This window comes from Nocardioides daeguensis (assembly GCF_019192965.1).
GTDB lineage: Bacteria > Actinomycetota > Actinomycetes > Propionibacteriales > Nocardioidaceae > Nocardioides > Nocardioides daeguensis.
Genome location: NZ_JAHTKU010000021.1, coordinates 214,259 through 229,208, shown reverse-complemented (window position 1 = coordinate 229,208; position 14,950 = coordinate 214,259). Strand labels below are relative to the sequence as shown.

The window sequence follows — 14,950 nt, the reverse complement described above, 5'->3', positions numbered from 1 at the left end:
GCCCGATCAGCACGCCACTGCCGACGCCCGCTCTCGGGCACATCGCTGGTCTTCCTGCTCCAGTCCTTCGTCGCCATCGTTCAACACCTCCATGATCGAGGTGTTGCGACGACCGGTTGATTTCGCCCTGGACGCCCTGATCGGAGTGGATCACCGTCCCGGCCGACAAGGTCTTCCCGAGTCGGCTGTGATCGCCATTCCCAGGGCGTGGTCCCTAACGCAGCTGTCGGGGAGGCGTCGATCGACCAGCCCACGACACGACGAGGGAAGGTGTCGAGCACGACGCAGCAGTAGACCTTCCCTTCGCGGGTGGGGTGTTTGCGCTCAGGCTCGCCGAGCCCTGGCAACCGACGACCGGCTGGTGCACCCCTCCAGCACTCGACTCCCCACGCGCAAGTGGGAGACACGCCCTACGCAGGCTCCCGTGACGCGTCGACGGACGCGGCGGGTCGGCGCCGGAGTGATGCGCCGCCGCGCCGAACCGGGAGGACGCCGGAGCCGACGAGCTCGCTGATCGGATGGTCGGCCAACACGGTCAGGAAGTCACGCACCCGCCGCGGCTCGGCGAACAGGCCGAGCGTGAGCGAGTGGCGCTTCACCTCGACGACGTCGGCGCCGAACGCGTCGGCGACGTCGAGGACGAGGCGCCGGGTGGTCGCCTCGGCCTCGACACGCACCAGGACCGCCTCTCGCTCGTGGAACCGGGCGGCGCTGACCTCGACGGTCTTGACGACGTCGATCAGCCGGTTCAACCGCTTGACGAGCAGCTCGCCGGACGCCAGGTCCGGGAGCGTGGCGGTCAGGTGCAGTGTCGCCGTGCCGTCGGCGTCGGCAGCGACGGACAGGGTGACGACCTCGACCTGCCGTGCCGCGAGCAGCTGGACGACCGAGCGGACCGCATCCGTGCTCGCGAGGTGGAGCACGTACCGGCCCGTCAGCACGACCGACCGCGATCGCCGCCGCGCAGGTCCGCCGCTCGGCCCATCACTGCGCCTGTCGGTCGTGGGGCACGACGTCGGCGAACACCTCGGCGAGAGCCGGCTTGCTCACCTTGCCGGTCGGCGTCTTCGGCAACGCGTCGACGAGGGCGATGTAGCGCGGGACCTGGAACCTCGCCATGGTCGCCTCGCTGTGGCGCCAGATCGACTCCGCGTCGACGTTGCTGCCCGCACGGGGCACGACAAACACCTGGACCTCCTCCTCGGTCAGCTCGCTCGGCACCCCGACGGCAGCACACTCCACGACGTCGGGGTGCGCCTCGATGCCCTCCTCGACCTCGAGGGCGCTGATGTTCTCCCCGCGCCGACGGATCGAGTCCTTCCCGCGGCCGACGAAGAAGATGTTGCCGTCGTCGTCGCTCCGCACCAGGTCGCCGCTGTGGAACCAGAGCCCGCGGAACCCGGTGGCCGTCGCCTCGGGGTTCGCGAAGTAGCCGTCGAGGACGGTGCCAGCGATCCGCGGCCGGACCAGGAGCTCGCCGACCTCACCCGCCGGCAGCGCGTCGCCGTTCTCGTCCGCGATCCGGATCTCGAACTCGGGCGTCACCCGTCCGCACGAGCCGAGCACCTGGGGCTGGTCCCACCGCTGGGTGATGGGGATGTTCGCCTCGACGCTGCCGTACAGCTCGAGGACCTGCAGGCCGAAGCGCGCCTCGAAGTCGGGAGCCCAGTCCGGCACGGGCACTCCCCAGGCGAGCCGGACGGTGTTGTCGCGATCGTCCGGCCTCGGCTCGGCCTTGTAGAGGATCGACAAGGTGGCGCCCATGAAGTCGAAGACCGTCGCTCCGGTCTCGCGCACCTCGTCCCAGAACCGTGAGGCCGAGAACCGGCGCGACAGCGCTGCCGTGGCACCGAGCAGGAGCGCCGGCACCGTGGTGAGCGCCGTCGCGTCGGCGTGGAACAGGGGAAACGGGCAGTACAGGACGTCGTCGTCGCGAAGACCGAAGTCCCGCACCGCGATCGCGGCCTGGGAGACGAAGTAGCGGTGCGAGAGGACGCACGCCTTCGACCGCCCCGTGGTGCCGGACGTGTAGAGCATTCCCGCCACGTCGGCCGACCCCTGGGGCACCGGATCGACCGGCGTCTCGACCATCCACTCGTCCAGGGACGCGAGCCCGTCGCCCGCGGGCGCGACCAGCACCGGGGCGGACAGGTCGTCGCCCACCCCGTCACGCAGGTGGGTCTCCAGGTCCTCGTCCACGACGATGACGGCGGGGTCCGCCAGGGTGAGGGCGTTGTGCAACGTCTGGCCGCGCCACTCGGTGTTCACCGGCACCCACGACGCCCCGAGCCAGTTGGCGGCGAACCAGGTCTGCACGCACGCCAGCGAGTTGCGCATGAAGACGTTCAGCCGGGTGCCGGGGGCGAGTCCCTGCTTGGCGAGGCCGGCAGCCAGCCGAGCAGTCTGGTCACGGAACTCCGCGAAGGTCGTGTCCACGCCGTCGATCCTGAGGAACACCCGATCCGGCCACGCGACAGCGGCGCGCTCGAGAAGCTCCGGCAGCGTCTGGTCGATGTCGACGGATCCGATCCGGACCGTCATCGCGCACCCGCCACGGTGCCGCTCGTGGCGAACTGCTCGAAGGAGGCGTTGGCCTCCGCGGACGCGAAGCAGTACAGCGCTGCTTCGACCTCCAGCCGCAGGGTCGCCTCGAGCTGGGTCGAGGCCGCGGCCTCGACGGCGCGCTTCGCCGAAGCCAGCGACCGGCGCGGCTGCTCGCCGAGCCGGGCAGCCAGCGCGCTCGCCTCGGCGAACGCGTCCTCGGCGAGCGTGGTCGCGAGGCCCAGGGCCTGCGCCTCCTCGGCGGCGATCCACCTCCCGGTGAACAGCAGCTCCTTGGCCCGCAGCAGTCCCACCATCTGGGGGAGCCGGGAGCTGATCCCCCCGGTGTGCGCGTGCCCGATCGGGACCTCGGGGAACCGCATCCGGGTCCCGGCCTGCACCACCACGAGGTCGGCGGCCAGGGCGATCTCGGCGCCTCCACCGACGGCGTAGCCGTGGACCGCGGCGATGACCGGGCACGGGTTGCTCACCATGAGGCGGGTGATGTCCTGCAGGAGCTCGAACGCGGTCCGGAGCTCCTCGGCGCTGCCCGTGCGGGGAGCGAGGGTCTGCTTGAGGTCCTCGCCGACGCAGAACGCCCGGCCGGCTCCCCGGACCACCACCGGGCCGCTGTCCTGGGTGGCTGCCAACGCGTCGACCAGGCCGGACAGCAGCTCGACGTTCAGCGCGTTGAGGGCCGCCGGACGGTTGAGGGTGATGACGTGGACGCCGTCGGACGACTCGACCAGCACGGGGGAATGGGTGGAAAGCTCAGTGGTCATCGTTCTTCCTTGTGGTCAGTGGGTCACCTGCGGGTCTGCCGCAGGCTCCTGGTGTGAGGTGGCACCGAGATAGATCTCCCGCACCATCGGGTCCGTCCTCAGCTCGTCGCTGGGACCCTCCTTGACGATCTCGCCGCTGCGCATGACGTAGCCGCGAGACGTCACCGACAACGCCTGTCCCGCGTTCTGCTCGACGAGGAGCAGGGCGGTCCCGGTCGCGTGGATCGCGGCGATCGCCTCGAACACGGTCGTCACCATCAACGGTGAGAGCCCGAGGCTCGGCTCGTCGAGCAGCAACAGCGACGGCCGGGACATCAGGGCCCGGGCGATCGCCACCATCTGCTGCTCGCCGCCGGACAGCGTTCCCGCGTCCTGGTCGATGCGCTCCCGCAGCCGGGGGAACAGGTCGAGCTGTGCGTCGAGGTCCTGCTGGACCTCGCGATCCTTGCGGTGGAAGGCGCCCAGGTAGAGGTTCTCGCGAACGCTCATCCGCGGGAACAGGCGGCGTCCTTCGGGGACGTGGGCGATGCCCCGGCGCGCGATCACGTGCGTGGGGGCTCCGGCGATGTCGGTGCCCTGGTGGAGGACCGCCCCGGAACGCGGCGCGAGCATGCCGCTCAGGGTCTTGAGCGTCGTGCTCTTCCCGGCTCCGTTGCTCCCGATGAGAGCCACGGCCTCGCCGTCGGCGACCCGCATGCTGACACCGCGCAACGCGTTGACGGCGCCGTAGCTGACGTCCAGGTCGATCGCTTCGAGAGTCATCGCACGACCGCCGTTCCGAGGTAGGCGTCGATCACGCGCTGGTCGTTGAGCACCTCGGCCGGTCGCCCGTCGCACAGCGGCCTGCCGTACTCGATCACCGAGATCGCCGAGCACGTGTCGCTGACCAGGTCCATGTCGTGCTCGACGAGCACCACCGACAGCCCGTAGCGCTCCGGCAGCGAGCAGATCAGCTCGGTCGCCTCCCGCTTCTCGGCGCTGTTGAGGCCCGCCGCGGGCTCGTCCAGCAGCAGGACGCGTGGCGAGGAAGCGAGCGCACGGGCGATCTCGACGCGTCGCTGCTGCCCGTACGACAGGCTGCCGGCGAGGCTGTTCGCGCACGACTCCAGGCCGAGCGTGGTCAGGACGGTGGCGGCGGTCTCGACGGCGGCGCGCTCTGCGCGGGCCACCCCCCAGCCTCCGATGATGCCGCCGGCGATCCAGCCGCGCGTCTGCACGTGCATGCCGACCAGCACGTTCTCGAGAACCGTCATTCCCCCGAACAGGCGGATGTTCTGGAAGGTGCGCCGCAGCCCGAGCGCCGCGCGGGACGCGGCGTTGCGTTGCGTGATGTCGACACCGTCGAGCCGGATGGTGCCCTCGTCGACGGCCAGGGCGCCGCTCAGCATGTTGAGCAACGTGGTCTTGCCGGCACCGTTCGGCCCGATGATGCCCACGATGTCGTTGGCCGGGACGGCGAGGTCGACGCCGTCGACCGCGATGAGTCCCCCGAAGCGCTTGACCAGGCCGGTCGCGCTCAGCAGGTGCCCCGCGGTGGACTCCGCGGCGAGCACCCCCGTCCCGCCGTCCATCCGCTGTGCCGTCGCCGTCATGAGCTTCCTCCTCGTCGAGTCGTGGAGCGTCGCAGCGTCCAGCGCCGTACGCGTGGGGTGCCGCTCGCGAACAGGCCCTGGGGGCGCAGCCGCATCACCAGGACCAGCACGAGGCCGAAGATGAGCAGCCGGTACTGGTCGAACTCGCGCAGCAGCTCGGGCATGAAGACGAGCACCACAGCGCCGGCGAGCGCTCCCCAGACGCTCCCGATCCCGCCCAGCACCACCATGGCGAGCACCTTGATCGACTCGGAGAACAAGAAGCTGTCGGGGAACACCGAGCCGTACCAGGCGGCGGTGAGCACCCCGGCGCCACCAGCCACGCTCGCGCCGAACACGAACGCCGACAGCTTCGCGCGCACGATGCTCACGCCGCACGAGCTCGTCGCTGCCTCGCTCTCCTGCATGGCTCGCCACGCCCGACCCAGCCGGGCGTCGCGCAGGCGCAGCGCGCAGTACATGACGCCGGCGGTGTACAGGGCAGCCAGCACGAAGAACTGCATCGTCGTGGTGAGCCCGATGGGGCCCAGGTAGACGTCCTCGCGGCCGATCTGCCAGCCGCCGACGGCGGGCAGGTCGATGCCGAGCACACCCTGGGGACCGTTGGTGATGTTGATCGGCCGGTCCAGGTTGACCAGCAGGATGAAGACGATCTCGCCGAATCCCAGCGTGACGATGGCGAGGTAGTCGCCGTGCGTCCGCAGGGCAGGCAGGCCGACGACCACCCCGAGCAGGGCTGCGGCCAACATGCCGACCGGCACCATGAGCCAGAAGTTGATGTGGATGTCGTGCAGGTTGCTCGCCAACAGGGCGTAGCTATAGGCCCCGACCCCGAAGAAGGCGATGAACCCCAGGTCCAGCAGGCCGGCCAGGCCCACCACGACGTTGAGACCCATGGCCAGCGCGGCGTAGATCAGGATCATCGTCGCGATGCGCACGGTGTAGTCGCTCGGGGCGGCGAGCAGAACGAGCGCGCAGACGATCGCGAGGATGCCGGCCTGCTTCGCTGCACTTCGCCGCGACGCCGCGTCGGGCGACGGGAGGCGTGTCTTCGCCTCCCGACCTTCCATCAGCGCGGTCATCACACACGCTCCAGCGTCTTGCGGCCCAGGAGGCCGGCCGGCCGGATCGCGAGCACCACGACCAGGAGCACGAAGGCGACGAGGTCCTTGTAGGTGGCCGAGAGGAAGGTGGCCGCGAAGGCCTCCGTCACGCCGAGGACGAGACCGCCGGCCATCGCGCCGCGAATGCTCCCGATCCCGCCGAGCACGGCGGCGGCGAACGCCTTGATGCCGGCGCTGAAGCCCATCGTGTAGTCGATCTGCGTGTAGTAGAGCGCCACGAGGCAGCCGGCGGCGCCCGCAAGCCCCGATCCGATCAAGAACGTCCGCGTGATGACGCCCGAGACGTTGATCCCCATCAGGCCGGCCACCTCCGCGTCCTGTGCGGTGGCGCGCATCGAGCGCCCGAGCGAGCTGCGCGAGACCAACGCGCCGAGGGCGATCATCAACACGATGCTGACCGCGAACACCAGGCCGGCGGTGTAGCTGATCCGGACCCCGAGGACCTCCCAGCTCCCCGCGGGGACGACATCGCGAGCCGGCACCGACTGCGGCCGGGAGTCACCCTGGAAGTGGACCTGGAGCAGCATCACGAGGTTCTGGAGGATGAGGCTGACCCCGATGGCGCTGATCAGCGGAGCGAGCCGACTGCTCTTGCGCAGCGGTCTGTAGGCCAGACGTTCCACCGCGACACCCAGCGCCCCGCTGGCGAGCATCGCGACAGCCAGCATGGTCAGCAGCAGGAGCGGCCCCCACGCGAGGATCCCACCGATCCCGGTCAGGGCGGTCAGGGTGAGGAGCGACGCGAACGCGCCGACCATGAAGACCTCGCCGTGGGAGAAGTTGATGAACTCCAGCACGCCGTAGACCATCGAGTAGCCGAGGGCGATCATGGCGTAGACCGAGCCGAGGGCCAGGCCGTAGACCAGTTGCTGGGGCAACGATTCGAGTGCGTCCACCGCTCATCCCTCCCCGGGTACTCGTGCCGACCTGGCGGCCACCAGATGCGCGCTCATCGGAAGTCGTCCGGCTTGAGCACGGCCACCTCGTCGAACCGACCGGTCCGGACGGTGAAGATGTGGACCTCGGCGTTGGTGTTGTCGCCGTTGTCGTCGAACTCGATCGGCTCGCCACCCTCGACCGGCGGATAGCTCACCGCGCTGATCGCGTCGACGACGGCGTCGCGGCTGAGGTCGTCCACCTCGCCGAGCGCCTGGAGAACGAGGCGCGCCGCGTTGTACTCGAGCAGCCCGTAGCCCGACGGCTGCCCGTACTCGGCGCGGTAGGCGTCGAGGAACGCCTGAGCCTCGTCGGTCGGATTGCCCGCGCTCGCGGTGAGGAGCGTGCCCTCGACCGCGTCGCCGCCCTTCAACAGGTCCGGGTCGAAGAGCCCGTCGCCGCCGGCGAGCACGACATCGAGGCCGACCTCGCGTGCCTGCTGGGCGAGCAGTGCCGCGTCAGCGGGGTAGCCACCGAAGTAGATGACCTGCGTGTCGTCGGGGAACGTTCCCAGGACCGCCCGGAAGTCCTTGTCGCCGGCCTTGATGGCGGCGGACTTGACGATGTCCAGACCCTGGGACTTCGCCTGCGCGGTGAACTGGTCCACCAGCCCGACGCCATAGCTGGACTGGTCGTCGATCGTGCCGACCTCGGTGTAGTCGGTCTCGGTCGCGAGGTAGGTCGCCAGCGCCGGCCCCATGTAGTCGTCGCGTGCGCCGACCCGGAAGACGTTGTCCAGGCCCCGGCTGGTGACGTCGGGGTTGGAGCTGAGCGGCGACACCTGCGCCAGACCGCACCGCTGGTAGACGTCGGACGCCGGGATGGTGACGCCACTGTTGTAGTGACCGATGACAGCCACGACCGCGTCGTCGTCGCAGAACTTCTGCGCGACCGACTGTCCGGTCTGCGGCTCACCCTGGTCGTCGCCCTCCACGACCTTGACCTTGCGGCCGTCGAGGCCGCCGGCCTTGTTGATCTCGGCGACCGCGATCTTGACCGCGTTGACCGTCTCACGCCCCGCCCGTGCGTACGGGCCCGAGAGCGGGACGCCGACGGCGATGGCGAGGTCGCCGTCGGCGGCCACCCCTCCGTCGGACTCGCGAGTCGCGCAGGCCGACGCCAGCACGGCAACGGACGCCGTGGCGACCAGCAGCGTGCCGAGCCTGCGGGGGCGTCCCTGGCGCCGCCATGGGTGGGTGGTCCGAGATGCCGTGCCTGTGTTCGCGACCATGCCGCGCCTCCTGCGATCGGATTCGAAGTGTACTGGTAGGACCAGTGTGCTAGAGTGAAAGGCAGACAAGTGATCTGTGTCAACCACCTGGGCGAAATTTGTTGCCGCCCTTCGAGGCAAGGACGAGAACCAGCGATGAACCCGACTCCGGAGACGACCGCCGACCGCACCCACGCCGAGGGCGCCGACGCACCCGCGCTGCCGACAGCGACACTTCGCCGGGAGGTCACCGCGGCGGACACCGCCCGCACGTTCGGCCCGACGTTCCCCGAGGCCGCGTCGACGCCCTTCGTGCTCGGCCTCGCCGAGGTGGCCTGTCACGAGGCCGTCGCGCACGAGCTGGCTGCCGGGCAGATCACCGTGGGCGTCGCAGCGACCATCAGCCACCAGGCGCCGACGCCGGTGGGGGAGATCCTGACCGCCGTCGCGACCCAGACCGGCCGCAAGGGCGGCCGCCGTACCTTCCGTGTCGTGCTCAGTGACGCCGCCGGACAATGCGCCGTGATCGAGCACGAGCGGGCGATCGTGGAAGCCCGGCTGATCTCCGACCGACTCGACAACCGGCCCCGGGCCTAGCCCCCGACCTGGCCCCGGACCTGGCCCCGCATCTCCCCGGCAACCCCGCACCTGGAACGAGGATCGACATGAACCCGACCGAACCCGGATGGCTCACCTTCGACTGCTACGGAACCCTCGTCGACTGGCGAACCGGGATGGAACGCGCCCTCGCCCAGGTCGACGCCGCTCGCGTCGCCGACCTGCTGGCCGGCTACCACCGGGCAGAGCCCGCGCTCCAGGAACGACGCCCCGTCCTCAGCTACCGCGAGATCCTGCGCCGCGGCCTGATCTCGTCGGCCTCCGAGAACGGCGTCGACCTCGACGACGAGCACGCCACCGTCCTCGCCGACACCATGGCGACCTGGCCGCCGTTCACCGAGACCGCCGACATCCTGGCTGCGCTCAAGGCGAAGGGATGGAAGCTGGCCATCTTGTCCAACGTCGACAACGACATCATCGAGAAGACCCTGACGCTCCTGGGTGAGCCGATCGACCTCGTCGTCACGGCCGAGGACGTGGGGTCCTACAAGCCGGCACGGGGACACTTCGAGGAGTTCAGGCGCCGCGCCCAGCCCGCCGAGGGCGGGTGGATCCACGTCGCCTGCAGCTGGCGCCACGACGTCGTCCCCGCCACCGAGCTCGGTGTCCCCTGCGTGTTCGTCAACCGCGAAGGCGAGGCACACGACCCGGCCCGGGTCGTCGGGGTGCTGCCCGATCTCACCGGATTGCCGGATACGCTCGCTGCACTCGATCTTCCGCTCTAGCAACGCACTCCCGAGGAGTACCGGCGGTGACCAGTTCCCCCGACGAGGCCAGGCCTCGCTTCACCAACGTCACGCCGGTGCGTGCCTACGAGAGCGTCGTCGCGCAGATCGAGAACGCGGTGTTCGCCGGCCAGCTCGTCCCCGGGGACAGGTTGCCCTCGGAGCGCGAGCTGATGGCGCAGTTCGGCGTCTCCCGCGGAACCGTCCGTGAGGCGTTGCGGGTCCTCGAGAGCGGCGGGATCATCCGCTCCCGACCGGGTGACCCCGGCGGTGCGACGGTCCAGGCCAACTCCTCGGCGCGACTGGCGAAGGCGCTGACGACCTTCGTGAAGCTCGGTCAGATCGGGGTCGGCGAGCTGATCGAGTTCCGGATGGTCGTCGAGGGAAGCGCGGTTCGTCTCGCGGCCGAGCTGCACGACGACGAGACGCTGGCGGCGATGGAGGACGCGTTCGCCGACATGAAGCGCGCCGCGGACGTCTCCTTCGAGGACTTCTCGGCAGCCGACGTCTCGTTCCACCTCGCCGTCGCCGCCTGCTCCGGAAACTCCCTGTTCAGCGCCTGCAGCCAGTTCGCCCGAGACACGGTGCTGCAGCTGACGACCGACAACCTCAAGGAGTCCGGCGACCCCACCGAGCTGATCCAGGAGACGCTGCGGCGCCACGGCGCCTACCTCCAGGCGATCCGTGACCGTGACGGGCGTACGGCGGAGGCGCTGGCGCGACAAGACCTCGTCGACTACTACGGGCCGCACCTCGAGGCCGACGAGCGAGCGCGCATCGACCTGCTGCTGATGCCGTAGCCCTCCTGCGCCGCCGGGCCCTGGTCGTCCCGGGCAACAGTCGCGAGCGGCGCTACTCCGGCACGCAGATCTGGCCGCGGACCCTGCCGGCCGCGGTGCGAACCACGAGGGTGCAATCCAAGGCCGCCACGCCGGAGCCCAGCGCGCGCCCGCTACCGCTGACCCTCCCACCCTACCGAGGTCGGCAGGTCTCAACCGCGAGGCTGATCAAAGCCACAGGTCAGCGCGTTTCGTGAAACACCCACGTGTGGGCGCCGGGTCTTCGGATCCGGGGCCGCGTCCGTGCCTGGGCCGGTTCTGTGCGCCACCGCGACCGGACTGCGTTTGCGCGGGTCGCGTGGGGTGTCAGTGCCCGTGCAAACGACCACGTGTAGCGATGTGGCCGCGGTCGTGCTCCGCCCGGCGGGCGCCGGCGTGCGGCAAGAACGGCTTCCTCGACAGAACCGACGAGATCGCGCCGATCGACGGCACTCGCGTGGCAACCAGAAAGAGGCGGTCGGGCTCCGGCGCGACTGGCCCGCTGCTTGAGACCCGCCCCCTCGCAAGATCCCGGCCGATTGGATCGTCTACTACTTGTCGCTCCGGACAGTCGAGTCTCAAACCCGCTTCGGGGAAGGAAACCCTGCATGTTCATCACCCTCCTGGCCGCCGTGCTGATTCTCGGCGGGCTTGCCTGGTTGTCGTTCGGCAAGCCACGCGCGGTCGGGCTTGCGCCCATCGTCGTTGCGCTGGTCGCGCTGCTGGTCGCGAGCGTCACCTCCGTCCAGGCCAAGCAGGTCGGCGTCGTCACCACGTTCGGCAAGCCGTCGGACCACACGCTCTCGTCCGGCCTCCACTTCAAGGCACCGTGGCAGAAGGTCACCGAGATCGATGCGACGATCCAGACCGACGAGTACCACGGCGACTCGGGAATCGAAGTCCGCCTCAGCGACGGAAACGCCGCCACGATCAGCGCCACGATCCGGTGGAGTGTCAGCGCTGAGAACGCCAGCAAGGTGTATGCCGACTTCCGGTCGGACGACCCCACCAAGAGCCTGCGTGACGCCGTCGTCTCGACTCAGTTCAAAGCCGCGACGAACAGCGTGTTCGCCGGCTTCGACCCGCTGACCCTGGCTGGTGCGACCGGAACGAAGCCCGACTATCCCGCGCTGGCAGCAGAGATTGCCGCCGTGATGTTGAAGCAGACCAAGTCGCTGGTCGACATCGAGTCGATCACGATCAGCCTGGTCAAGCTGGACAAGGACTCCCAGAAGAAGATCGACGACTACATCACCGAGGTCAGCAAGACACGCATCGCCGAGCAGGCGCAGAAGACCGCCGAAGCCCAGGCCAAGGCGAACGAGATCCTGTCGAAGTCGATCAGCAACGACCCGAACGTCCTCGTGTCGAAGTGCCTCGACCTGCTCGCCGAGGGCTACAACGCTCCGGCCGGTTTCACCTGCTGGCCCGGCGCCTCGGGCGGCGTCGTCATTCCTGGCACCCGCTGAACCAGCACCACCACTCCGGCGCGAACGGCGGGCCCCCCCCCCCGCTTCCCGCCTCCGAGAGGACGCGCACCTGAGCATCACCACCGACTCCGTCGTCATGCCCGGCCTCGTCTGCAGAAGGAAACCCGGATCTCTCCGGGGCGCAACAGCCCCGAAACATCTCCCCGGTTCACTGTGAGGACACAGTGATTCACCGAAAGAAACGGAGTCGGAGATGGAGACGCTGAAGGAGCTGGCCGAGCAGGCGGGCACCCGGTTCATCCTCGCGCTGTTCGTCGACCTGCGCGGCAAGCCGTGCGCCAAGCTGGTGCCGGTCGAGGCCGTGGACGAGCTCGCCGAGGACGGCGTCGGCTTCGCCGGGTACGCCGTCGGGGCGATCGGCCAGGAGCCGCGCGACCCCGACCTGGTCGCCGTCCCCGACGTCTCCTCGTTCACCCCGATCCCCTTCGTCAAGGAGGGGCTGGCGCTCGTCCACTGCGACCCGCACGTCGCGGGCGAGCCGTGGCCGTTCGCGCCGCGCGTCATCCTCAAGGCGGTCATCGCCCGGGCCGCGGAGATGGGCTTCCAGCCCTGGGTCGGCGCCGAGGTCGAGTACTTCCTGCTCCGCCGCGACGCCGACGGTGCCCTGCGCACCGCCGATCCTCATGACGACGCCGCCCAGCCCTGCTACGACGCCCGCGGCGTGTTCCGGATGTACGACCACCTCACCTCGATCTCGACGGCGATGAACCAGCTCGGCTGGGGCAACTACGCCAACGACCACGAGGACGGCAACGGGCAGTTCGAGCAGAACTTCGCCTACGCCGACGCCCTCACCACCGCCGACCGCGTGGTCACGCTGCGCTACCTGCTCTCGGTCCTGGCCGCCGAGCGCGGGATGATCGCGACCTTCATGCCCAAGCCGTTCGCCGACCGCACCGGCAGCGGGCTGCACCTGCACCTCTCGCTCACCTCCCAGGACACCGCGGTCTTCCCCGGCGAGGACGACGCGGTGCTGGGCCTCTCGCCGACCGCCTACGCCTTCATGGCCGGCATCCTCGAGCACGCCCAGGCGCTGCAGGGCCTGATCGCCCCGACGGTGAACTCCTACAAGCGCACGGGGGCGGTCGCCACGGCGTCCGGTGCGTCGTGGGCCCCGCGCACGCCGACGTACGGCGGCAACGACCGCACCCACTACATCCGGGTGCCCGACGACCAGCGCATCGAGATGCGGGGCGCCGACGCGTCGGCCAACCCCTACCTCGCCGTCGCCGGGGCGCTGGGCGCCGGACTCGACGGGATCGCCCGCGGCGCCCACCCCGGCCCGCTCGGTGGCGGACCCGAGGGCGAGCTGCCGAACACGCTGCTCGAGGCGATCGAGCTCATGGTCGCCGACCCGGTCGTGTGCGGCGTGCTCGACGCCGCCGGCCCCGGTGTCGCCGACTACTTCGCCGACCTCAAGCGCGCGGAGTTCCGCGAGTACCACGCCGCCGTGAGCGCGTGGGAGGTCGACCGCTACCTGACCGCCTTCTGAGCCCCGACCGACCCGACCACCGAGAGGAACGACCACATGTGTGGAATCGTCGGGTTGCACCTGCGCAACCCCGAGCTCCACCCCCGGCTGGGGGAGCTGCTCACCGACATGCTCTGCGAGATGCAGGACCGCGGCGCCGACTCGGCCGGCGTCGCCGTCTACGGCGACCCGACCTGGACGCCGCCCGGCCAGGGTGCCGTCTCGCTGCTCGAGCTCGACCTGCCCGCCGCCGAGGTCGAGGCCGCGATCGGTACGGCGCTGGGCGTGCCGGTCGCCGTGCGCGCGGTCGACGCGACGCTCGTCGTCACCGTCCCGGTGCCGTCCGAGGAGCTGCTCGCCGCGGCCCGCGCGGCGTACCCGGACGCGCTGGTCGCCGGCTTCGGCGCCGACCTCGCCGTGCTCAAGGGGGTCGGCGCCCCCCGCGACCTTGCCGCCTCGTGGGGCCTGGCCGGGGCGCAGGGCTGGCAGGGCGTCGGGCACACCCGGATGGCGACCGAGTCCGCGGTCGACCCGTCCGGCTGCCATCCGTACGCGGTCGGCCCCGACCAGTGCCTGGTCCACAACGGCTCCTTCTCCAACCACGCGACGATCCGGCGCGAGCTGCGCGCCGCCGGCGTGGAGTTCGACAGCGAGAACGACACCGAGGTGGGGGCGCGCTTCGTCGCGAAGGCGCTCGCCGACGGCAAGGACGTGGAGGTGGCGCTGAAGGAGCTGTGCGCGACCTTCGACGGCTTCTACACGCTGCTCGTGTCGAACCGCGACTCCTTCGCGGTCGTGCGCGACGCGATCGCCTGCAAGCCGGCGGTCATCGCCGAGACCGACGACTGGGTGGCGATGGCGAGCGAGTACCGCGCGCTCGCCGGCCTGCCCGGCGTGGAGAACGCCCGTATCTGGGAGCCCGAGCCCGAGGTGGTGTACGCATGGACCCGCTGACCCCCCGTCCCCACGACCGGCACTTCGACCTGGCGCGCGACTCGCTGCGCGAGGTGAACGCCGCCCTGCACGCCCCCGACCTCGAGGGCGCGGTCACCATCGACAACCCGGCCGGCGCCCACAGCGTCGCCGTCGGGCTCGACGCCCCGGTGCGGGTGAGCATCAACGGCCACGTCGGCTACTACGCCGCCGGTATGAACCAGCAGGCCGAGGTGACCATCGACGGCAACGCCGGCACCGGCGTCGCGGAGAACATGATGAGCGGCACCGTCGTCGTGCGCGGCAACGCCTCGCAGTCGGCGGGGGCCACTGCCCACGGCGGGCTGCTCGTCGTCGAGGGCGACGCGGCCGCACGCTGCGGCATCTCGATGAAGGGCGTCGACATCGTGGTCGGCGGCGACGTCGGCCACAGCACGGCGTTCATGGCCCAGGCCGGCCGCCTCGTCGTCCGCGGCGACGCGGGGGAGGGGCTCGGTGACTCGATCTACGAGACCCGCATCTACGTGCGCGGCGAGGTCGCCTCGCTCGGCGCCGACTGCGTCGCCAAGCCGATGCGCGCCGAGCACGTCGAGGAGCTGGCCGGCCTGCTCAAGGCCGCGGGCTTCGAGGACGACGACCCGTCGTCGTACACCCGCTACGGCTCGGCCCGCACGCTCTACCACTTCACCGCCGCCAACAAGTACTGACCG

At 70.4% G+C, this 14,950-nt stretch carries 15 protein-coding genes; 7 read left to right on the top strand and 8 right to left on the bottom strand.

Features of this window, described 5'->3' with window-relative positions:
* Nucleotides 1-410: 410 nt before the first annotated feature.
* Genes ilvN through KU893_RS18110 form a run of 8 tightly spaced genes read right to left on the bottom strand, consistent with a single transcriptional unit; the run spans nucleotide 411 to nucleotide 8,206 of the window.
* Nucleotides 411-941, bottom strand: a complete 531-nt coding sequence (ilvN, locus tag KU893_RS18145; RefSeq protein ID WP_218235786.1) for an acetolactate synthase small subunit — start codon at nucleotides 939-941, stop codon at nucleotides 411-413.
* A 43-nt stretch (nucleotides 942-984) separates the two neighbouring features.
* Nucleotides 985-2,541, bottom strand: coding sequence for an AMP-binding protein (locus tag KU893_RS18140; RefSeq protein WP_218235785.1), 1,557 nt, complete (start codon nucleotides 2,539-2,541; stop codon nucleotides 985-987).
* Nucleotides 2,538-3,323, bottom strand: a complete 786-nt coding sequence (locus tag KU893_RS18135) for an enoyl-CoA hydratase/isomerase family protein (protein ID WP_218235784.1) — start codon at nucleotides 3,321-3,323, stop codon at nucleotides 2,538-2,540. Before KU893_RS18135 ends, KU893_RS18140 begins: the two co-directional genes overlap by 4 nt.
* A 15-nt stretch (nucleotides 3,324-3,338) precedes the next feature.
* Nucleotides 3,339-4,085: an ABC transporter ATP-binding protein gene (locus KU893_RS18130; RefSeq protein WP_218235783.1), complete on the bottom strand. Its 747-nt coding sequence runs from the start codon at nucleotides 4,083-4,085 to the stop codon at nucleotides 3,339-3,341.
* Entirely contained in the window at nucleotides 4,082-4,915 is an 834-nt protein-coding gene (locus tag KU893_RS18125; RefSeq protein ID WP_218235806.1) for an ABC transporter ATP-binding protein, read from the bottom strand. Before KU893_RS18125 ends, KU893_RS18130 begins: the two co-directional genes overlap by 4 nt.
* Nucleotides 4,912-5,997 (bottom strand): branched-chain amino acid ABC transporter permease, encoded by a 1,086-nt coding sequence (locus tag KU893_RS18120; RefSeq protein WP_218235782.1) that lies wholly within the window; start codon nucleotides 5,995-5,997, stop codon nucleotides 4,912-4,914. The genes KU893_RS18125 and KU893_RS18120 overlap by 4 nt, the downstream gene beginning before the upstream one ends.
* Nucleotides 5,997-6,935 (bottom strand): branched-chain amino acid ABC transporter permease, encoded by a 939-nt coding sequence (locus tag KU893_RS18115; RefSeq protein WP_218235781.1) that lies wholly within the window; start codon nucleotides 6,933-6,935, stop codon nucleotides 5,997-5,999. Before KU893_RS18115 ends, KU893_RS18120 begins: the two co-directional genes overlap by 1 nt.
* Nucleotides 6,936-6,988: 53 nt before the next feature.
* Nucleotides 6,989-8,206, bottom strand: coding sequence for a branched-chain amino acid ABC transporter substrate-binding protein (locus KU893_RS18110; RefSeq protein ID WP_218235780.1), 1,218 nt, complete (start codon nucleotides 8,204-8,206; stop codon nucleotides 6,989-6,991).
* A gap of 135 nt (nucleotides 8,207-8,341) precedes the next feature.
* On the opposite strand from KU893_RS18110, the gene KU893_RS18105 reads away from it, so the two are divergent.
* From KU893_RS18105 to KU893_RS18075, 7 genes are all read left to right on the top strand, one after another.
* The gene (locus KU893_RS18105; RefSeq protein ID WP_218235779.1) at nucleotides 8,342-8,782 is read left to right on the top strand and encodes a thioesterase family protein; all 441 of its coding nucleotides are present in this window, start codon (nucleotides 8,342-8,344) and stop codon (nucleotides 8,780-8,782) included.
* Nucleotides 8,783-8,850: 68 nt separating this feature from the next.
* Entirely contained in the window at nucleotides 8,851-9,528 is a 678-nt protein-coding gene (locus KU893_RS18100) for an HAD family hydrolase (protein WP_218235778.1), read from the top strand.
* A gap of 26 nt (nucleotides 9,529-9,554) precedes the next feature.
* A complete protein-coding gene (locus tag KU893_RS23380) occupies nucleotides 9,555-10,328 on the top strand; it encodes a FadR/GntR family transcriptional regulator (protein ID WP_218235777.1) in 774 nt (257 codons plus the stop codon).
* 626 nt (nucleotides 10,329-10,954) lie between these two features.
* Nucleotides 10,955-11,815, top strand: a complete 861-nt coding sequence (locus KU893_RS18090; RefSeq protein ID WP_218235776.1) for an SPFH domain-containing protein — start codon at nucleotides 10,955-10,957, stop codon at nucleotides 11,813-11,815.
* Nucleotides 11,816-12,029: 214 nt separating this feature from the next.
* The gene (glnT, locus tag KU893_RS18085) at nucleotides 12,030-13,328 is read left to right on the top strand and encodes a type III glutamate--ammonia ligase (RefSeq protein ID WP_218235775.1); all 1,299 of its coding nucleotides are present in this window, start codon (nucleotides 12,030-12,032) and stop codon (nucleotides 13,326-13,328) included.
* A gap of 36 nt (nucleotides 13,329-13,364) precedes the next feature.
* Nucleotides 13,365-14,261, top strand: a complete 897-nt coding sequence (locus tag KU893_RS18080) for a class II glutamine amidotransferase domain-containing protein (RefSeq protein ID WP_218235774.1) — start codon at nucleotides 13,365-13,367, stop codon at nucleotides 14,259-14,261.
* Nucleotides 14,249-14,947, top strand: coding sequence for a GltB/FmdC/FwdC-like GXGXG domain-containing protein (locus tag KU893_RS18075; RefSeq protein WP_218235773.1), 699 nt, complete (start codon nucleotides 14,249-14,251; stop codon nucleotides 14,945-14,947). The genes KU893_RS18080 and KU893_RS18075 overlap by 13 nt, the downstream gene beginning before the upstream one ends.
* Nucleotides 14,948-14,950: the final 3 nt, after the last annotated feature.